The 19,009-nt window shown below is 72.9% G+C and carries 13 protein-coding genes; 7 read left to right on the top strand and 6 right to left on the bottom strand.

Annotated features, from left to right (window positions below; translation table 11 throughout):
* Nucleotides 1-196: 196 nt before the first annotated feature.
* Together ACFQUV_RS16040 and thrC are read right to left on the bottom strand one after the other, a co-directional pair.
* Nucleotides 197-1,465, bottom strand: coding sequence for a pitrilysin family protein (locus ACFQUV_RS16040; protein WP_129611667.1), 1,269 nt, complete (start codon nucleotides 1,463-1,465; stop codon nucleotides 197-199).
* Entirely contained in the window at nucleotides 1,462-2,883 is a 1,422-nt protein-coding gene (thrC, locus tag ACFQUV_RS16035; RefSeq protein ID WP_129611666.1) for a threonine synthase, read from the bottom strand. Before thrC ends, ACFQUV_RS16040 begins: the two co-directional genes overlap by 4 nt.
* A gap of 245 nt (nucleotides 2,884-3,128) precedes the next feature.
* On the opposite strand from thrC, the gene addB reads away from it, so the two are divergent.
* The 4 genes from addB to idi all read left to right on the top strand — a co-directional run bounded on the left by addB (nucleotide 3,129) and on the right by idi (nucleotide 11,040).
* Nucleotides 3,129-6,344, top strand: a complete 3,216-nt coding sequence (gene addB / locus ACFQUV_RS16030; RefSeq protein WP_129611665.1) for a double-strand break repair protein AddB — start codon at nucleotides 3,129-3,131, stop codon at nucleotides 6,342-6,344.
* A 38-nt stretch (nucleotides 6,345-6,382) separates the two neighbouring features.
* On the top strand, nucleotides 6,383-9,886 hold the full coding sequence (gene addA, locus ACFQUV_RS16025; protein WP_129611664.1) for a double-strand break repair helicase AddA: 3,504 nt from the start codon (nucleotides 6,383-6,385) through the stop codon (nucleotides 9,884-9,886).
* A gap of 56 nt (nucleotides 9,887-9,942) precedes the next feature.
* Nucleotides 9,943-10,263, top strand: a complete 321-nt coding sequence (gene trxA / locus ACFQUV_RS16020) for a thioredoxin (protein WP_111388744.1) — start codon at nucleotides 9,943-9,945, stop codon at nucleotides 10,261-10,263.
* Nucleotides 10,264-10,476: 213 nt separating this feature from the next.
* On the top strand, nucleotides 10,477-11,040 hold the full coding sequence (idi, locus tag ACFQUV_RS16015) for an isopentenyl-diphosphate Delta-isomerase (RefSeq protein ID WP_129611663.1): 564 nt from the start codon (nucleotides 10,477-10,479) through the stop codon (nucleotides 11,038-11,040).
* On the opposite strand, the gene ACFQUV_RS16010 is transcribed toward idi, so the two are convergent.
* Nucleotides 11,001-12,986 (bottom strand): APC family permease, encoded by a 1,986-nt coding sequence (locus tag ACFQUV_RS16010; RefSeq protein ID WP_129611662.1) that lies wholly within the window; start codon nucleotides 12,984-12,986, stop codon nucleotides 11,001-11,003. The genes idi and ACFQUV_RS16010 overlap by 40 nt on opposite strands.
* A 226-nt stretch (nucleotides 12,987-13,212) precedes the next feature.
* Between ACFQUV_RS16010 and ACFQUV_RS16005 the strand changes: the two genes are divergently transcribed.
* The gene (locus ACFQUV_RS16005) at nucleotides 13,213-13,539 is read left to right on the top strand and encodes a cupin domain-containing protein (RefSeq protein ID WP_129611661.1); all 327 of its coding nucleotides are present in this window, start codon (nucleotides 13,213-13,215) and stop codon (nucleotides 13,537-13,539) included.
* 206 nt (nucleotides 13,540-13,745) lie between these two features.
* On the opposite strand, the gene ACFQUV_RS16000 is transcribed toward ACFQUV_RS16005, so the two are convergent.
* The 3 genes from ACFQUV_RS16000 to ACFQUV_RS15990 all read right to left on the bottom strand — a co-directional run bounded on the left by ACFQUV_RS16000 (nucleotide 13,746) and on the right by ACFQUV_RS15990 (nucleotide 15,697).
* Nucleotides 13,746-14,411: a polysaccharide biosynthesis/export family protein gene (locus tag ACFQUV_RS16000; protein ID WP_111386015.1), complete on the bottom strand. Its 666-nt coding sequence runs from the start codon at nucleotides 14,409-14,411 to the stop codon at nucleotides 13,746-13,748.
* A gap of 132 nt (nucleotides 14,412-14,543) precedes the next feature.
* Complete coding sequence (gene msrA, locus ACFQUV_RS15995) at nucleotides 14,544-15,203, bottom strand: peptide-methionine (S)-S-oxide reductase MsrA (RefSeq protein WP_129611660.1); 660 nt, start codon at nucleotides 15,201-15,203, stop codon at nucleotides 14,544-14,546.
* 173 nt (nucleotides 15,204-15,376) lie between these two features.
* Nucleotides 15,377-15,697, bottom strand: a complete 321-nt coding sequence (locus ACFQUV_RS15990) for a hypothetical protein (RefSeq protein ID WP_111386014.1) — start codon at nucleotides 15,695-15,697, stop codon at nucleotides 15,377-15,379.
* 200 nt (nucleotides 15,698-15,897) lie between these two features.
* Between ACFQUV_RS15990 and rpsT the strand changes: the two genes are divergently transcribed.
* Nucleotides 15,898-16,161 carry a 30S ribosomal protein S20 gene (gene rpsT, locus ACFQUV_RS15985; protein ID WP_111386013.1) on the top strand — a complete coding sequence of 88 codons (264 nt, stop codon included), beginning with the start codon at nucleotides 15,898-15,900 and terminating at the stop codon, nucleotides 16,159-16,161.
* Between the two features lie 1,314 nt (nucleotides 16,162-17,475).
* The gene (dnaA, locus tag ACFQUV_RS15980) at nucleotides 17,476-18,924 is read left to right on the top strand and encodes a chromosomal replication initiator protein DnaA (RefSeq protein ID WP_129607855.1); all 1,449 of its coding nucleotides are present in this window, start codon (nucleotides 17,476-17,478) and stop codon (nucleotides 18,922-18,924) included.
* Nucleotides 18,925-19,009: the final 85 nt, after the last annotated feature.

Here is a 19,009-nt window from a genome sequence, read left to right as displayed (position 1 = left end):
GCCTGCACCAGTGCCGGCCACGGCCGCTTCCAACTCGCCAGTTCCAAGTCGACGACGTCCGTCCCGCCCGCGCGACGCTCGCCCGGCCGGACCGGCGGGCGGCGCGACGGCGTTGGTCGGACGAGTCGCACCGCCGCGGCTCCGGGCGGAGAACGCGGCGCGGCATGTCCGCGTCGGCAGGCGCCGGCGCGCCGGATCACGCCACCTTCAGGGCCAGACTTTCGGCGATCGCCGCCGCCGATTCAAGTCCGCCGGGTCCGAGCGCCGCCACCGCGGGCCGCGAGCGCGCCAGCAGGGCACGACCGGCGGCGCGGGCGCTTTCCACCGTCACGGCGTCGACGCGGGCGACGATCTCGTCGATCGGCATCACCCGGTCGTGAATGATGATCTGGCGGGCGAGCTGCTCGGCCCGCGCGCCGGAGCTCTCCAGCGCCATCAGAAGCCCGGTCTTCATCTGCGCCTTGGCGCGGGCCACCTCCGCCTCGCTGAGGGTCTCGGCCGCCCCCTCCATCTCGTCGACCACCACCCGCATCAGCTCCTGGGCGTCGGCCGCGTCGGTCCCGGCATAGAGGCCGAACAGGCCCGTGTCCGCATAGGGCGAGTGGAAGCAGTAGATCGAGTAGCAGAGGCCGCGCGTCTCGCGGACCTCCTGGAACAGGCGGGACGACATTCCGCCGCCGAGCACGTTGGTGAAAACCTGGAGGCTGTAGAGGCTGGGGTCGCGCTGCGGCACGCCTTCGAGGGCGACGGCGAGGTGCGCCTGCTCCAGGTCGCGCCCCTCCACATGGACGCCGCCGCGGAAGCGGGCCGGCTCGGGCGAGCCGGACGCCGGCCCCGAGAAGCCCGCGAACAGGCGCGCGACGTCGTCCACCAGGGCGTCGTGATCGACCGCGCCGGCGGCCGCCACCACGGTGCCGGGCGCGCGGTAGTTGCGGGCCAGGTAGTCGCGCAGCATCGCCCCGTCGAGCGACCGCACGGTGTCCGGGGTGCCGAGGATCGAGCGGCCGACCGGCTGGTCCGCATAGGCGGTCGCCTGGAGGAAGTCGAACACCAGATCGTCGGGGGTATCCTCCAGGGCGCCGATCTCCTGGATGATGACGTTGCACTCGCGGGCGATCTCGTCGACGTCGAATTTGGGGTGCGAGAGGATGTCGGCCAGCACCTCGAGCGCCAGCGGCACGTCGCGGCGCAGCATGCGGGCGTAGTAGGCGGTCACCTCGACGCCGGTGGCGGCGTTGAGATCACCGCCGACCGCCTCGATCTCCTCGGCGATTCGGCGGGCCGAGCGCGTCTCGGTGCCCTTGAACGCCATGTGCTCGAGGAAGTGGGAGATGCCGTGCTCGTTGGGCCGCTCGTGCCGGCTCCCGCAGTTCACCCAGACGCCGAGCGAGGCGGTCTCGAGATGCGGCATGTCGTCGGTGACGACCACCAGTCCGGACGGGAGACGCGACACCTGGACCGTCATGCGGCTGCTCCTGCGCCACCGGCGGCGGCGCGGCTGTGGGTGCGGATGAAGTGGGCGACGGCGGCCTGGTCGGCGGGCAGCGCGGTCTCCCGTTCGGGGTGGGACTCGAGATCGGCGAGCCACTCGGGCAGCGCCGGGCGGACCCCGCAGGCCGCCGCGACGGCGTCCGGGAACTTGGCCGGGTGGGCGGTGGACAGCACCACCATCGGCACCGCGGGATCGCGCGGCTCCTTCTCGGCCACCGCCATGGCGACCGCGGTGTGCGGATCGAGCAGATAGCCGGCCTCGCGCCGCACCGTGCGGATGGTGGCGGCCACCTCCTCCTCGCCGGCGCGATCGGCCGAGAACTGCGCCCGCATGGCGCCGAGCGCCCGCGACGTCACCGAGAACGAGCCGTTGCGGCCGAGCGCCGCCATGGCGGCCCGCACCGGCTTGGGGTCGCGCTCGCACGCCTCGAACAGCAGCCGCTCGAAGTTCGACGAAACCTGGATGTCCATCGAGGGCGAGGTGGTCGGCACCACGTCGCGCACCTGGTAGAGCCCGGTGGCGAGGGTGCGGGCCAGGATGTCGTTGACGTTGGTGGCGACCAGCAACCGATCGATCGGCAGGCCCATGCGGGCCGCCACGTAGCCGGCGAAGACGTCGCCGAAATTGCCGGTCGGCACCGCGAAGGCGACCTTGCGGTGCGGCCCGCCGAGCGCCGCGGCGGCCGCGAAGTAGTACACCACCTGGGCGGTGATGCGGGCGAAGTTGATCGAGTTGACGCCGGAGAGCTGCACGCCGTCGCGGAAGGCGTGGTCGTTGAACAGCGCCTTCACGATCGCCTGGCAGTCGTCGAAGGTGCCCTCGATCGCGAGCGCATGGACGTTGTCGGCCGCCACCGTGGTCATCATCCGGCGCTGGACGTCGGAGACGCGCCCCTGCGGATAGAGCACGAAGAGATCCGCCTGGGCGGAGCCGCGGAACGCCTCGACGGCGGCGCCGCCGGTGTCGCCCGAGGTCGCCACCACGATGGTGGAGCGGGCGCCGCGCGCCGCCAGCGCATGGTCCATCAGCCGGGCGAGGACCTGCATGGCGAGGTCCTTGAAGGCCAGCGTCGGCCCATGGAACAGCTCCAGCACGAAGGTGCCGGGCGCGAGCTGGACGAGCGGCGCCACGGCCGGGTGGCGGAAGGTGCCGTAGGCTTCGCGCACCATGCGGGCGAGATCGGCGGTGCCGAGCGTGTCGCCGGTGAACGCCTGGATCACCTCGGCGGCGACCTCCGCATAAGGGCGTCCGGCGAAGCCCGCGATGGTCGCATCGTCGAGCCGGGGCCAGGTCTCGGGAACGTACAGGCCGCCGTCGCGGGCGAGGCCGGCGAGGGTGACGTCCATGAAGCCGAGGGGCGGCGCCTCGCCGCGGGTGGAGATGTACTGCACGGTCCTCTCGCTGCCTCGCCGATCGGGTGACGGCCCGCGCCGACCGCCCCGCAGGCGTCGGCCGAGCCGCCGGCCGGTCGAGCAAAGCTCTGGAAAATCTACCGTTCCGGGACGGGGCCGGGCCGAAGGCCCGGGACCACGGGCACACTAGTCGCAAGCCGGCGCAGGCACAAGGAGAGCCGCCGGGGCGGCGCCGCGATGCAGGCTTCCTGCCAGGCCCCGGAGCGAATCCGTTATGATGGGGCATGCCGTCGTCCCGCGTCTTCACCATTCCGGCCGCCGTGCCGTTCCTGCCGACGCTCGCGGCAGCGCTGCTGGACGGCCGGCTGGTGCCCGGCTTCGCCGGCGCCCGCGATCCCATGGCGCTCGCCGCCGCCACCCTCTACCTGCCGACCCGCCGGGCCTGCCGGATCGCCCGCGACGCGCTGTTCGACGCCCTCGGCGGCCGCGCCGCGGTGCTGCCCCGCATCGTCGCCCTCGGCGACATCGACGAGGACGAGATCGCCTTCTCGGGAGCCGCCGACGAGCCTGCCGATGCCCTCGACGACCCTGGCGCGGGGCGGATCGCCGAGGCGGTCGACCTGCCGCCGCCGCTGCCGGCGCTGTCGCGCCGGCTTCTCCTCGCCCGGCTGGTGCTTGCCTGGGCGCAGTCGCCCGACCTGCGGCCGGCGCGGCCCGGCGACCCGCCGATGGTGGTCGACACCCCGGGGGCGGCGCTCGCCATGGCGGACCAGCTCGCCCGCCTGATCGACGACATGACCACCCGGGGCGTGCCGTGGTCGGCCCTCGACGGGCTGGTGCCGGCCGAGCACGACGCCTATTGGGGCCTGACCCTGCGGTTCCTGGCGGTCGCCCGCGAGGCGTGGCCGGAGATCCTGACGGCGCGCGGCACCATCGAGCCGTCGGCGCGGCGCGACCTGCTGATCTCCGCCGAGGCCGCGCGTGTCACGGCCATGACGGATGGCCCGGTGATCGTCGCCGGCTCCACCGGCTCGATGCCGGCGACCGCCCGCTTCATCGCCACGGTGGCCCGGCTGCCGCACGGCGCCGTGGTGCTGCCCGGCCTCGACACCGCGCTGGACGCGCCGTCGTGGGACGCCATCGCGCCTGCCGCACCGACGACGGTGGCCGGCGCCGTGCCCGCCGGCGCGCCGCCGGAGCCCGAATGCGGCCACCCGCAGTTCGCCCTGCACGGGCTGCTCGCGCTGATGGGGCTCGATCGCGGCGACGTGGTGCGGCTCGGCTCGCCACCCGCGCACGACCGCGCCGTGCTGCTCTCCGAGGCGCTGCGCCCCGCCGCCACCACCGACCGCTGGCGCGCCCGGCTGACCGACCCCGCCGTCGCGGCGGTGATCGGCTCCGCGCTCGCCGGCCTGTCGGTGATCGAGGCGGCGACCGCCGAGGAGGAGGCGCTGGCGATCGCCGTGGTGCTGCGCGAGGCGCTGGAGACCCCCGGCCGCACCGCCGCGCTGGCGACGCCCGACCGGGCGCTGGCCCGCCGGGTGGCGGCCGCCCTCGCCCGCTGGGGCGTCGCCGCGGCCGACAGCGGCGGCGTGCCGCTCGCCGAGGCGCCGGCCGGCGTGTTCGCCCGCCTGGCCGCCGAGACGGCGCTGGGCGGCGTCGCCCCGGTGCCGCTGCTGGCGCTGCTCAAGCATCCGCTGGCGCGGCTCGGCCGCGGCGAGGCGGAGCATGCCCGCGCCGTCGCGGCACTGGAGCGTGCCGTGCTGCGCGGGCCGCGACCGCGACCCGGCACCGCCGGCCTCGCCCGCGCGGTCGCCTCGATCGGCAAGGCGCTGGCCGCCCTGCGGGCCGGCGAGCCGTCGCCGCTGCACCGGGCCGACCCGCGCGCCGCCCTGCCGGCCGACGCGGTGGCGGACGCCGCCGCACTGGTCGAGCGCCTGGCCGCCGCGCTGGCACCGCTCGAAGCGCTCACCGCCGGCCGCCGGCCGGTGTCGCTGCGGACGCTCGCGGCGGCGCATCGCGCCGTCGTCGCGGCGCTCGCCGCCGAGGCCGACGGTCTCGTGACCGCCTTCGAGGAGGCCGACGGCACCGCGCTCGCCGACGTGTTCGAAAGCCTCGCCGAGGAGGACGCCGCCGAAGCCGTGCCGGTCGCGGCGGACGACTATGCCGAGCTGTTCAGCACGGTTCTCGCCGACCGCGTCGTGCGGCCGCCCCCGACGGCCGGCGACAGCCGCCTCCAGATCCTCGGGCTGTTGGAGGCGCGGCTCGTCACGGTGGATCGGCTGGTGCTCGGCGGTCTCGCCGAGGGGGTGTGGCCGCCGGCACCGACCTCCGACCCGTGGCTGAGCCGCGGCATGCGCCACGCGCTCGGGCTCGACCTGCCGGAGCGCCGCATCGGCCTCTCGGCGCACGACTTCGCCCAGCTCGCCGGCAGCGCCCCCGAGGTGGTGCTGACCCGCCCCGCCAAGCTCGGCGGCGCCCCGGCCGGCCCGTCGCGCTTCCTCCAGCGGCTCGCCGCCGTCGCCGGCCCGGGCTGGGGCGAAGCGGTCGCGCGCGGCGCGACGTGGCTGGCGCTCGCCCGCCGGCTCGACCGGCCGGAGGGGCCGCCGCGCCGCGTCCCCCGCCCGGAGCCGAAGCCGCCGCGCGACGCCCGCCCGCTGCGCCTCTCGGTGACCGAGATCGAGCACTGGCTGCGCGATCCCTACACCATCTATGCCAAGCATATCCTGCGGCTCGCCCCGCTCGATCCGGTCGACCTGCCGCCCGGCGTCAAGGACCGCGGCACCGCCATTCACGGCGCCATCGCGGCGTTCGCGACCGCCCACGCCGAGCGGCTGCCGGACGATCCGCTCGCCGCCCTGCTCGCCTGCGGGCGCGACGCCTTCGCGGCGCTCGACGACACCCCGGAGGCGCGCGCCTTCTGGTGGCCGCGCTTCGTGGCGATCGCCCGCTGGTTCGTCGGCTTCGAGCACGAGCGCCGTGCCGGCCTCGTCGCGCTCCATCCCGAGATCGGCGGCGAGATCGCCATCCCGCTCGACGGCGACCGCCACTTCCGCCTCACCGCGCGCGCCGACCGCGTCGAGCGCCTGGCCGACGGCCGCGTCGCGCTGCTCGACTTCAAGACCGGGCAGCCGCCGTCCGACAAGCAGGTGCGGCTCGGTCTCGCCCCGCAGCTCACGCTGGAGGCCGCCATGCTGCGCCGGGGCGGCTTCGTGGCGGCAGGCGTGCCGGGCGGGCTGTCGCTCGCCGAGCTGACCCATGTGCGGCTCGGCGGCGGCGAGCCGGCCGGCGAGGTCTGCCCCATCGACTTCAAGATCGAGACGGCGGACGCCGCCGCCGACCGGGCGTTCGCCAAGCTGACCACGCTGGTGCACGCCTTCGACGACGAGATCATGCCGTACCGCTCGCTGGTGCTGTCGATGTGGAAGGCCCGCTACGGCACCTACGACGATCTTGCCCGCGTCAAGGAATGGTCGGCCGGCGAGGGAGACGGGGAATGACGACCGCGCCTGCTTCCAGGCCCCACGGTAACGCGCCGATGAGTCGTGTGAAGACCGTTCCTCCGGCCATGACGGCCGTGCAGACCGAGGTCGCCGATCCGGCCGTCTCGGCCTTCGTGTCGGCCAATGCCGGCTCCGGCAAGACGCATGTGCTGGCCCAGCGGGTGATCCGGCTGCTGCTCGCCGGTGTCGACCCGGCGAAGATCCTCTGCATCACCTTCACCAAGGCGGCGGCCGCCAACATGGCGGACCGCGTGTTCGGCCAGCTCGCCGGCTGGATCGCGCTCGACGACGAGGCGCTGGACGCGAAGCTCTGCGCGCTCGGCGTCACGACCATCACGGCCGCCACTCGGGCGCAGGCGAGGACGCTGTTCGCGGCGGCGCTCGACACCCCGGGCGGCCTCAAGGTCGAGACCATCCACGCCTTCTGCACCCGCCTGCTGCAACGCTTCCCGTTCGAGGCGGCGGTGCCGGCCCACTTCGCCGTGCTGGACGAGCGGGCGACCGACGAGCTGCTCGACCGCGCGACGCTCGCCGTGATGCTCGACGCCACGGCGGCGCCCGACGGGCCGCTCGGCCGTGCCCTGACGGCGGCGCTCGCCGCCGCGGCGGATCAGACCTTGCGGGACCTGGTGCGCGAGACGGTGTTCCGCCGCCACGATCTCACCGCGTGGATCGCCGCCGCGGGCGGGCTCGACGCCGCCATCGCCGGCCTCTCCGCCACGCTCGGCGTCGCCGCCGACGAGAGCGTCGCCGATATCGACAAGGCGATCGTCGAGGGGCCGCTGTTCCCGCCGTCCGAGTGGGGCGCGGTGGCGGAGCTGTGCCGGGCCAGCTCGGCCAACGATCAGAAGCAGTGCGCGCGGCTCTCCGCCGCCGCGGCGGCGACCGGCCGCGACCGTGTCGAATCCTATCTCGACGTGTTCCTCACCGGCGACCGCGCGCCGCGCAAGAGCGTGATCACCGCGGCGCTCGCCAAGACATATCCGGCGCTGGCCGAGCGGCTGGACCGTGAGCGCGAGCGCATCGTCGCCCTGCTGGAGCGGCGCTGCGCCGTCGCCTGCCGGGATCGCACCGCCGCCCTGCTGACACTCGCCACCGCGGTGATCGATCGCACCACAGCCGAGAAGAACCGCCGCGGCCTGCTCGACTACGACGACCTGATCGACAAGACGCTCGATCTTCTCGCCCGCACGCCGCCCGGCTGGGTGCACTACAAGCTCGACCGCGCCATCGACCATGTCCTGGTCGACGAGGCGCAGGACACCAGCCCGAAGCAGTGGGAGATCATCCGCCACCTCGTCGCCGAGTTCACGGCCGGGGCCGGCGCCCGCACCACACGCCGCAGCATCTTCGCGGTCGGTGACGAGAAGCAGTCGATCTTCTCGTTCCAGGGCGCCGTGCCGCGCGAGTTCGCCCGCATGCGGCAGCATTTCGCCGCCGCCCACCGGGCCGGCGGCCTCGATTTCAGGGCGCGCGAGTTCAAGTTCTCGTTCCGCTCCGGCGCCAGCGTGCTCGGCGCCGTCGATGCGGTGTTCGCGGCCCGCGAGATGTATGCGAGCGTCACCTCGGACACCGACGGCGTGCCGCCGCACGAGCCGCTGCCGGACGCGGCCCCCGGTGTCGTCGAGCTGTGGCCGCTGATGCCGGCAGAGCCCACCCGCGAGATGGAGGGCTGGGAGGCGCCGTTCGACGCCACCCTCGAGACCAGCCCGCGGGAGCGGCTGGCGCGTCGCATCGCCCGCACCATCCGCGACATGATCGACCGCGGCGAGCCCGCCGGCCCCGAGCCGCGGCCGCTGACGGCGGGCGACGTGCTGGTGCTGGTGCGCCAGCGCGGCCCGATGTTCACCGCCATCATCCGCGCCCTCGAAGAAGCCAAGGTGCCGGTCGCCGGCGCCGACCGCCTCGCGCTCGGCGAGCACGTCGCCATCGTCGACCTGCTGGCGCTCGCCGACGCGCTGCTGCTGCACGCCGACGATCTCGCCCTCGCCATCGCGCTCAAGAGCCCGCTGTTCGGCTTCGACGACGATCTCCTGTTCGCGCTTGCGCACGGCCGCCGCGGCAGCCTGTGGGGCGCGCTGCGGCGCCACGCGACGACGCGGCCGGAGTTCGCCGAGGCCGCCGCCCGGCTCGACCGCTGCGCCGAGGCGGCGCGGCGGCAGGGGCCGTTCGGCCTCTTCTCGTGGCTGCTCGGCGCCGAGGGCGGCCGCCGCCGCATCCTCGCCCGGCTCGGCCGCGAGGCGAACGACGCGCTCGACGAGTTCCTGGCGCTGGCGCTCGACTTCGAGCGGCGCGAGACGCCGTCGCTGCAAGGCTTCGTCGCTTGGCTGCGGGCCGCCGAGAGCGAGATCAAGCGCGACATGGAGATCACCCGCGACGAGGTGCGGGTGATGACCGTGCACGGCGCCAAGGGCCTCGAAGCGCCGCTCGTCTTCCTGGCCGACACCACCCAGCCGCCGGCCGGGCCGCGGCCACCGCGCCTGCTGACGCTGGCGCCCGACCCGGCTGCGGCGCCCGGCACGCCGGGGGCGCTCGTCTGGGCCGGCCGCAAGGACAGCGACGCACCGGCGCTCGCCGATGCCCGCGCCGCCGCCGCCCGCGACGCCGAGGACGAGTACCGGCGGCTCCTCTACGTGGCGATGACGCGCGCCGCCCATCGGCTGATCGTCTGCGGTTGCGCCGGCAAGCAGAAGCCGCCGGCCCGCTGCTGGCACGAGCTGATCACGACGCATCTGGGCGGCCGCCCCGAGATCGTCACCACCGAGGTCGAGGGACACGACGCGCCGGTGCTGGTATTCCGCAAGGCCGCGGCCGAGGCCCCGCCGGCGATCGCGGCGCCCGCCCAGTCCGCGCCGGAGCCGCCCGAGCCCGCTTGGCTGCGCACCGCGCCGGCCGCCCAAGCCGCGATGGCGACGCTGTCGCCGTCGCGCGCCCATGCGGCCTCCCCACGAGCAGCCAACCGCGGCGGAGGCGGCGCCGATGCCGCCACCCGCGCGGCCGGGCGGGCGCGGGGCCGGCTCGTCCATCGCCTGCTGCAATCGCTGCCCGACGTGGTGCCGGCGCGACGCGCCGAGGCCGCCGCCGCGATGCTCGCCCGCAACGCACCCGCGCTCGACGGCGCGGCCCGCGATCGCCTCGCCGCCGAGACCCTGGCGATCGTCGACGACCCGCGATTCGCCCTGCTGTTCGGCCCGGACAGCCGCGCCGAGGTGCCCATCGTCGGCCGGCTCGTCCGCCGCGACGGCTCGCTGTTCGCGGTCTCGGGCCAGGTCGATCGCCTGGTGGTGACCCCCGAGGCGGTGCTGATCGCCGACTTCAAGACCGACCGGGCGCCGCCCCGCCGGGCCGCCGAGGCGCCGGCCGGCTATGTGGCCCAGCTCGCCCTCTATGCCGCCGTGCTGGCGCAGGTGTGGCCCGACCGGCCGGTGCGAACCGTGCTGGTGTGGACCGAGACCGCTGTTCCGATGGAGCTTTCGGAGCGCGACCGCAGCGCCGCGCTGGCGGCGCTCGGGCTCGCGCCCGGCGGGGCGGCGCCTTGACGCATCCCGGCCGCATTCATACGTTCCAGCCCGGATCGCAACACAAGAGGTATGGCATGGGCGTGACCAAGGTTTCCGATCAGGACTTCGAGGCCGAGGTGCTGAAGTCGGACAAGCCCGTCGTGGTCGACTTCTGGGCCGAGTGGTGCGGCCCCTGCCGTATGATCGCGCCGGCTCTCGAGGAGATCGCCGGCCAGATGGGCGACAAGGTGAAGATCGTCAAGCTCAACGTGGACGAGAACCCGAAGATCGCGGCGCAGTACAACATCATGTCGATTCCGACCCTGATGCTGTTCAAGAACGGCGAGCTGTCGTCGCGCCAGGTCGGCGCCGCCCCCAAGGCGAAGCTCCAGCAGTGGATCACCGCCGCGGTGTGACGGCGCGGCCTTCGAGGCTCACGTCCGTCTCAGGATCGAGCGAAGCGACGGCCGGCTCCGCCGGCCGTTTCCATGACCACGGCGGCAGCGGCAGGCCCCGGTTGTTGCGCCTCCCGCGCGTCGCCTATACTGCCGCGCGCTGAGGCGCCGGACCGCGGCCCCCGCCGCGGGCGCCCCGCAAAAGAAAGACAACATCATGCCGGAGACCGCATTATGCCGGCCGACGTGATCGCCGAGCGCGAGATCGAGGAGCAGATCATCCTGGTCGACGCCGACGACCGCCCGGTCGGAACCGCCGGCAAGACCGAGGTGCATCGCCGCGGCCTGCCGCACCGCGCCATCTCGGTGCTGGTGCGCAACCGCCAGGGCGACATCCTGGTGCAGCGGCGAAACCCGGCCAAGTACCACTCCGGCGGACTGTGGGCGAACACCTGTTGCAGCCATCCGCGGCCGGGCGAGACGACGCTCGCGGCGGCGCAGCGGCGGCTGCCCGAGGAGATGGGCTTCACCTGCCCGCTCAAGCCGCTGTTCACCACGCACTATCGCGCCACGCTGGAGAACGGCTTCATCGAGGACGAGCTGGTGCATGTCTTCGGCGGCATCTGGGACGGGCCGGTCGCACCAGCCCCCGACGAGGTGAGCGAATTCGCCTGGGTGCCGTTCGATCGCCTCGCCGCCGACCAGGCCGCGCATCCGGACGCCTATGCGGTGTGGTTCCGCCATTATCTCGTCCGTCATCACGACGAGATCGCCGCCTGGCTGGGGCGGGCCGTCTGAGCAGCGACGCCGCCGGGCCGCGGCTCGTCCCGCTCGGGCTCCTCGCGGTACCACGGCACGCTGATCACCACCAGGCGTGAGCCGCCGTGGCGGAGCAGCCCGGCGCGCATGCGCCTGGCCCGCAGGGTGTGCAGCGGGTATTGCCACCAGTGCTGCTTCACCAGCTCGGGCGTCAGCACCGCGATGGTGCGGTCGGGATGCTCGGCGGCGAGCTGATCGACGAGATCGAGCAGCGGCACCCAGACCTGCCGGTACGGCGCGCTCACGGTGACGAGCCGCGGCGGCCGGCGGCCGGCCGCCCGGGCCGGCGCCTCGACATCGTCCGCCCAGGTGTCGCGCAGCAGCCGCGCCTTCTCCTCGGAGCCCGGCCCCTCCAGGGCCACCAGATGGACCGCCCACACGTCGGGCGAGATCGCCAGCGCGAAGGCCAGCGCCCGGTCGACCAGCCGGCTGCGATCCTCGGTGGCCACCAGCACGATGGGCGGCGCCAGCGCCGCGGCGTCGAGCGGCCCGGGATCGCGCAACGCCCGGTCCAGCCCCGCATAGTAGCGCCGCACCGCCACGAACAGCCCGATCAGCAGCGGCACCAGCACCAGCACGATCCAGACGCCGGCGGTGAACCAGGCGACCAGCGTGACCGCCAGGGCGACCGTGGTGGCAAGTCCGCCGACGCCGTCGATCGCGATGCGCGACCACGCCGCCCCGCGCACCCGCCACCGCCGTGTCCCGAGCCGCCGCGCGACCCGCAGGCCGTGCACCACCATGCCGGCCTGCACCAGCAGGAACACCGTGAGGGCGGCGGCCGCGAACAGCGGCACCAGCCGGTCGGTGACGCCGTCGAAGGCGATCAGCAGCGCCCCCGCGGTGCCGGCCAGCACCAGCACACCGACAGTCAGCACCAGCCGCCGCCCGAGCACCGCGAAAGGCCGCGGCAGCCAGCCATCCGCCGCCACCAGGCGGACGAAGCCCGGCAGCCCGACGAAGCTCGTGTGCGCCGACAGCACAAGCACACAGAGCAGCAGCGCCATGCTGATGTAGTAGAGCGCGCCCTCGCCGACCGCCACGACGGCGAGCTGCGACAGCAGGCTGCGATAGGCGGGGTCGGCCTGCGGTACGGCAGTGAGGCCGAGCGCCGGCACCAGCCAAGCCAGGGCGGCGAGCACGACGGCGAGCACCAGCACCACCACGGCGAGCGCCCGCCGCGCCATGCGCACCGCCGGAGAGCGGAACGTATCGACACTGTTGCCGACCGCCTCGATGCCGGTCAGCCCGCTGCATGCGACCGCATAGGCGACGAGCACCGTCGTCCATGGAACCGCCGTGGCGGCGGGCGATGGCGCCGATGCCGCCGCACCCGGCTCGCCGCCGCCCGTCAGGACGACGGTCGCGCCGGCGGCGATCACCACGGCGAGGCAGGCCAGGAACGCCAGCGTCGGCCCCACGAACAGCCGGCCGGCATCGAGCGTGCCGCGCAGGTTGACGAGCGTCAGCCCGCCCAGCACCGCGAGGCACAGCGTCAGGCGGTAGGGGGCGAGCGTCGGCACCGCCGAGACCAGGGCGGCGATCCCGGCCGAGATGCCGACCGCGACGTTGAGGACGTAGTCGAGCAGCAGGACGGCGGCCGCCAGCAGCCCGCCGCCGCGCCCGAGCGTCGTGCGGGCCACCGTGTAGGCGCCGCCGCTGTCGGGGAACGCGGCCACCGCGCGGCGGAAGGTCGACCACAAGAGCAGGAGCAGCACCACCACGGCGCCCTGCACGACCGCGAACACGCCGAGCCCGGCCACGCCGAGCGGGGCCAGTGCCAGGAGCGCCGCCTCCGGCCCGTAGGCGGGTGACCCGAAGGCGCCGAGCCCGATGGTGGGAATGCCGGTCGGCAGGCCGACCTTGCGGCCCGCCTGCTCCTGGTTGGCGAGCGGCCGGCCGAGGATGAAGGCGGTGATCGACATGCGCCTCCTGACCCGGCCCGCGATGGAATACGACGTCCGATCCACACGACATCCGATGGACACGGCCGCTGCTTTGGCTCACCGTGAAACGGCCGGGCCGGAGCCCTGTTCCGCGCAGGAGCCGGAGCGCGGAGCCGGAGCCCCGGATCGCGACACCGCACAGGGCGCCGGTCGGCCGCGTCCGCCCGCCCGGCCGCTTTTATCGCGCCGGAGCTCGGAGACCCGCATGATCAGCAGCGGAAACCTGTTCGCCGGCATCCGGCCGCGGCGCGACGCGGAGACGATCGCCACCCTCCTGGCGACCCCCGACCTGCGCATCGAGCGCATCGTCTCGCATGGGCAGGCGAGCCCGCCGGGCTTTTGGTACGATCAGGGCTGGGCCGAATGGGTGGTGCTGCTGAGCGGCTCGGCCACGCTGCGGTTCGAGAGCGAGGCGACGCCGCGGGCCTTGGCGCCCGGCGACTACGTCCACATCCCGCCGCATGTCAGGCACCGGGTCGAGGCGACCGATCCGGAGCAGGCCACCGTCTGGCTCGCGGTGCATCACCGCTGAAGCCACGGCGACGCTCGCCCCACGCATTGCGCTGAACCGTCCGAACGGCTCTCAACTGTTTGCGGGTGATCGGTTCGCGTCATTCCGGGGCGCCGCGCAGCGGCGAGCCCGGAATCCAGCAGCAAACTTGGAGCTTTCGGCTGGGTTCCGGATAGCCGCTTCGCGGCTTCCGGAACGACCACCGAACTGATCAGCCGGATCTCGTATCAGAACCAGCGTTCGGAGATCGCCACGGTGTCGCCCGGCCGCACCGGCATCATCGTCGGCCCCTTGAGACGCACCGGCCCCTGCGGGGTCGGGCGGGTGATCTCCACCTCGTAGCGATAGGCGCGCGGCGTGAAGCCGCCGGCGATCGCCACCGCGGTCTCGGCCGTCATGTGGGCGACGAACGGATACTGGCCCGGGAAGCTCACCTCGCCGAGGATGAAGAACGGCCGGTAGGTGTCGACCTCGACGGCGACATGGGGCTCGCGCAGGTAGCCGTCGCGCAGCCGGGCCGCGATCACCCGCGACAGGTCCGCGGTGGTGCGGCCGCGCGCCGGGACGGCGCCGATCAGCGGCATGGTGATGCGGCCCGAGGCATCCACCGCGTAGGTGTTGGTGAGGCCGTCCTGGCCGTAGACCACGACGCGCAGCCGGTCACCCGAATCGAGCGTGTAGGGCGGATCGGGATCGTCGGCCTTGACCAGCGCGGCGGCGACCGCCGGCGACGGCCCAGGAACCACGCCGGGACCCGGGCCGCCATAGACCACGGCATCGACCGACGGCGGCGGAGGAGGTGGCGCCGGCGGCCCGAACAGGCGCGGCGTCGTCATGCAGCCGGACGTCGCCAGCGCGGCGAGAATCACGACGAGGGAACGAGCGAGCCGCATGGGAACCCGGACAAACAAGAGACCTCACTGTCCGGATTAACACCCCATTATCGTTAACAAAGGCTGAGTGCGGCCGGGGATTGCGAGGGGTGGCGACCGCAATCGGGAGAATTCGCGGCGACGGCCGGCCGCTCAGGCGGCCGGCACTCCCGCGCCCACCGGGCAGCTCACCCCGGTGCCGCCGAGCCCGCAATAACCGCCGGGATTCTTGGCGAGATACTGCTGGTGGTAATCCTCGGCGAAGTAGAACGGCGGCGCGTCGACGATCTCGGTGGTGATCGGCCCGTAGCCGCGCCGCGACAGCGCCTGCTGATAGGCGTCGCGCGACGCCTCGGCGGCGGCCCGCTGGGCCGGCGACGTCACATAGATGCCGGAGCGATACTGCGTGCCCACGTCATTGCCCTGGCGCATGCCCTGGGTCGGGTCGTGGCTCTCCCAGAAGGTGCGCAGCAGCGCCTCGTAGGAGATCACCGCCGGATCGAAGACGACCAGCACCACCTCGTTGTGGCCGGTGCGACCGCTGCACACCTCCTCGTAGGTCGGATTGGGCGTGCCGCCGCCCGCGTAGCCGACCGCGGTGACATGGATGCCGTCGCCGAGCTGCCAGAATTTGCGCTCGGCGCCCCAGAAGCAGCCGAGGCCGAACACCGCGGTCGCCGCGCCGTCCGGATACGGCCCCTTCAGCGGCCGGCCATTGACGGCGTGACGAGACGCCGTCGGGATCGGCTGTGCCCGCCCCGGCAGCATCTCGTCCGGGCGCGGCATCTCGGCCTTCTTACGGAACAGGAACATGGCGTCTCCTCGTCGTCGATGGCGAAGACGCGGCCGGCTGCGCCCGCGCGGTGGCGGGGACCCGAATCGCGCGTCCCGGATATGGGGACCGTCGTCGCCCCGACGCAGCCGGCCGCCGATCACATCTGCATCAGCCGGCCGCCGCTTCCGCGAGGCGGACGATCCGGTCCGGCTCAGCGGCGCGCGTAGCCGATCAGCGGCTTCTTCTTGCGGCCGAGCAGGACCAGCACCATGCCGACGACCCCGAGCACCAGCCAGGCGGGGGCGACCAGCACCTGCCGCATCGCCGGATCGGTGGCCCAGGGCGGGAAGTGCCGCTCCACCAGGCGCCGCACCTCGTCGAGGCTGGGCTGATGAATCGCCGTCCAGATCGCCTCGAACGAGAAGATCTCCAGGCGGTCGGCCGCGATCGAGCGGGTGCCGTCGTAGACCAGGAAGATGAAGGCGGCCGCCAGAATCCACAGACCGAGGAACCGAAACACGAAGCGGATCATGGGGGATATGGCCGCGTTGGGGGAAGACCGTGGACTCTGTGGACTCTATAGCGTGCGGCGCCCCGATCCGACAGGGGGCCGTTGACGGCCACCGCCCGCTTACTTATAAGCGTCGCTCACTGGCGGCGCGAGGGCGTGCCGCAGGCGATATTCTTTGCGCCCCCTCGTCGTGTGGCGCTGCAAACCGGACGAACCACCAGATGGCCAACACCACTTCCGCCAAGAAGGCCACCCGCAAGATCGCGCGCCGGACCGAGGTCAACAAGGCGCGCCGGTCGCGCATGCGCACCTTCGTCCGCAAGATCGAGGACGCGCTGGCCAGCGGCGACAAGGCGGCGGCGACCGCGGCCCTGAAGGCGGCGGAGCCGGTGCTGATGCGCGCGGCCCAGAAGGGCGTCGTCCACAAGCGCACCGCCAGCCGCAAGGTGGCCCGCCTCACCCATGCGGTGAGCAAGCTCGCCTGATCGGCGACCTCCTGTCGGCATTGCTTCACGAAGGCCGGGACATGCGTCCCGGCCTTCGTCGTTTCTGGGCACCCTCATGGGAACCCGGGCACCCGCCGGCGGCGACGCTTGCCGGGCTCGGCGGGCCTCCGGCAGGCCCTCCGGGCGTCAGGCCCTCCGGACGACAGATGGCGCCCATGCGATCCTTGCAAAGCACTTGGTAACCATGGCGACGGTCGGGATCTCGGAACCGGGAGCCATGCGCCCCGGTCGAAATCCTCAATGTGGTGAATCCGGCCGGATGGGCCTGCGCTTTCGTTGCCGACGCGCAACATCAGGGTGGCAGAATTAACGACGTCGGACCGCATACGTAGTTCCCGCATATGCAGAAGGTCCCGGAGGCCCGGGCAAAAGCACTGCCATTTCCAGGAGTTACCCTTCCCGAGCGCGCACAAATTTCAAAGTGTTAACAAGATGTTAACGGAATAGCCCCAACGAGCGGTCGGCATTTGCGCCACACAGCCGGAGCTCTGCAAGACGCCCGGGCGCAACCAGATCGCGGAATCGGTCCAGTCGGTTTGTCACGACACGGTGAAATACCGCGGCCCGACAGACAGTTGCCGCTTGCAAGAGGAATCCGGCCGAAGCCCGCCCCGGGCCGACGCGGCGGCGCCCCCGGGCCGCCTCATCCTGGCCATTGCGAGCCGAGGGGGGGCTGTGTATTGGTTGGGGGTAGGCCCCCGCCTGCGGGCGGGTTCACGAAGAAGAGGTTGAAATCGTGAGTCTCCAGCGAGGCGCTCTCACAAGTTGATCCTGTACGAGTAGACCTGAGAGAGTGCTGAAGACTCAGTCGGCGTATCAACCCGGCTTCTTGTACTGACAATAAGGGGACTTTACGACACCTGCCGAGTAAACGCGGTGGGTGAGCGTGAATTCTGTGGCTTCGAGGCCGAACTACAGACAAGTCCAGGGGCTAGCATGACCAAAATGTGGCACATTCGTAACGCGGGTCCGGTCGAGCCGAGCTTCGGCCGGAGCCCTTCATCCACCGTACGCATGGACATCCCCACCGGCCTCCCGACCGGCCTCTCGCGTCCCGGTTTCGCGACCCCCGCCCGGCCCTGTCCGCTGCCCACCGTCCGCCCACCCGCCCCGCCCCGCCGGACCCTGGTCTGGCCCTCCGGAACCTAAATCGCCGGTACTCCGACCCTCCTCGAGGCGCAGGGCCGGAGCATCGCCGTCCGTTCGTCGGACCACGACCCCGGGGACCGTCCCCGGGATCGACCCGCACGACCGAAATTACCGCCCCGGGGCGGACTGCGTGAGGCCATGTCGATGTCGAACACCCATCAAGAACGTTGGACCCGGGTCAAAGGGCGCCTGCGCGCCGAGGTCGGAGAGGATATCTTTTCGAGCTGGTTCGCCCGCATGGAGCTGGAGGGCGTCGACAGCGACACGGTGCGACTGTCGGTGCCGACCCGCTTCCTCAAGAGCTGGATTCAGTCGCATTACGCCGAGCGGGTGCTGGCCTGCTGGCAGGGCGAGGAGCCGCTGGTGCGCCGGATCGACCTCTCGGTCCGCTCGGCCGGGGTTCGCCCGGCCGCGATGGCGATACGAGCGGCCGGCGCCGTGGCGGCGGTGACGGTCCGCGCCGAGCCGTCCGCAGGCCCCATCGCGATCAACGGCCATTCCGGCCCGGTCGGCATGCCGGCCGCGTCGAGCGCCGGCCAGGACGCGGTCGGCGGCTCGCCGCTCGACCCCCGTCTCACCTTCGACACCTTCGTGGTCGGTCGCGCCAACTCGCTCGCCCACGCGGCCGCCAAGCAGGTCGCGGCGGCGCGCCGCGGCGACCCCGTGATGTTCAACCCGCTCTACGTCCACGCCGCGGTCGGCCTCGGCAAGACCCACCTGCTGCAAGCGATCGCCTGGGCCGGTAATGCCGGCGGCGAGCGCCGGGTGCTCTATCTCACGGCCGAGAAGTTCGTGTACGGCTTCGTCTCGTCGCTGCGCACCCAGACCACGCTCGCCTTCAAGGAGGTGTTGCGCGCCACCGACGTGCTGCTGATCGACGATCTCCAGTTCCTTCAGGGCAAGTCGACCTTCGCGGAGTTCTCGCACACCCTCAATGCCATGATCGACGCCGGCCGGCAGGTGGTGGTGGCCGCCGACCGGCCGCCGCTCGACCTCGAGAATCTCGACGACCGGGTGCGCTCGCGCCTGGCCGGCGGCCTCGTCGTCGAGATGGGCTCGTTCGGCGAGGACCTCCGCCTCGAGATCCTCCAGTCCCGCGTCGCCTGCGCCCGCACCCACCATGCCGATTTCGACGTGCCGGCGCCGGTGCTGTCCTTCATCGCCAAGTCGGTGACCCACAACGGGCGCGACCTCGAAGGCGCCCTCAACCGTCTCCTCGCCCACTCCAAGCTGACCGGCCAGCCGATCACCATGGAGCTGGCCGAGCGCGAGATCCGCGACCTCGTCCGCCCGCAGGAGCCCCGCAAGGTCAAGATCGAGGAGATCCAGCGCATCGTCGCGCGGCGCTACAATGTCAGCCGCGGCGACCTGCTGTCGTCGCGCCGGACCGCCAACGTGGTGCGGCCGCGGCAGATCGCCATGTATCTCGCCAAGACGCTGACGCTGCGCTCGCTGCCGGAGATCGGCCGGCGCTTCGGCGGCCGCGACCACACCACCGTGCTGCACGCGGTGCGCAAGATCGAGAACCTGGTCGGCAACGACGTGTCGCTCGCCGAGGAGATCGAGGCGATCAAGCGCGAGCTGCAAGAGTAGTGTTGCGGCGGCATAGACGAGCCCTGCTGGCTCGAACGGCACCGGCCGACGCTCTGCCGGCTCCGCCCGTTCTGGCGAGCCCGGA

Origin of the sequence: Rhodoplanes sp. P11, from assembly GCF_964266735.1 — a bacterium.
GTDB lineage: Bacteria > Pseudomonadota > Alphaproteobacteria > Rhizobiales > Xanthobacteraceae > Rhodoplanes > Rhodoplanes serenus.
This window is presented reverse-complemented; position numbering and strand designations above follow the sequence as displayed.

Coding starts and splice junctions, on each gene's coding strand:
- ACFQUV_RS16040 (WP_129611667.1), bottom strand. CDS start 1,465: ATGACGGTCCAGGTGTCGCGTCTCCCGTCCGGACTGGTGGTCGTCACC.
- addB (WP_129611665.1), top strand. CDS start 3,129: ATGCCGTCGTCCCGCGTCTTCACCATTCCGGCCGCCGTGCCGTTCCTG.
- addA (WP_129611664.1), top strand. CDS start 6,383: ATGAGTCGTGTGAAGACCGTTCCTCCGGCCATGACGGCCGTGCAGACC.
- trxA (WP_111388744.1), top strand. CDS start 9,943: ATGGGCGTGACCAAGGTTTCCGATCAGGACTTCGAGGCCGAGGTGCTG.
- idi (WP_129611663.1), top strand. CDS start 10,477: ATGCCGGCCGACGTGATCGCCGAGCGCGAGATCGAGGAGCAGATCATC.
- ACFQUV_RS16010 (WP_129611662.1), bottom strand. CDS start 12,986: ATGTCGATCACCGCCTTCATCCTCGGCCGGCCGCTCGCCAACCAGGAG.
- ACFQUV_RS16005 (WP_129611661.1), top strand. CDS start 13,213: ATGATCAGCAGCGGAAACCTGTTCGCCGGCATCCGGCCGCGGCGCGAC.
- ACFQUV_RS16000 (WP_111386015.1), bottom strand. CDS start 14,411: ATGCGGCTCGCTCGTTCCCTCGTCGTGATTCTCGCCGCGCTGGCGACG.
- msrA (WP_129611660.1), bottom strand. CDS start 15,203: ATGTTCCTGTTCCGTAAGAAGGCCGAGATGCCGCGCCCGGACGAGATG.
- ACFQUV_RS15990 (WP_111386014.1), bottom strand. CDS start 15,697: ATGATCCGCTTCGTGTTTCGGTTCCTCGGTCTGTGGATTCTGGCGGCC.
- rpsT (WP_111386013.1), top strand. CDS start 15,898: ATGGCCAACACCACTTCCGCCAAGAAGGCCACCCGCAAGATCGCGCGC.
- dnaA (WP_129607855.1), top strand. CDS start 17,476: ATGTCGAACACCCATCAAGAACGTTGGACCCGGGTCAAAGGGCGCCTG.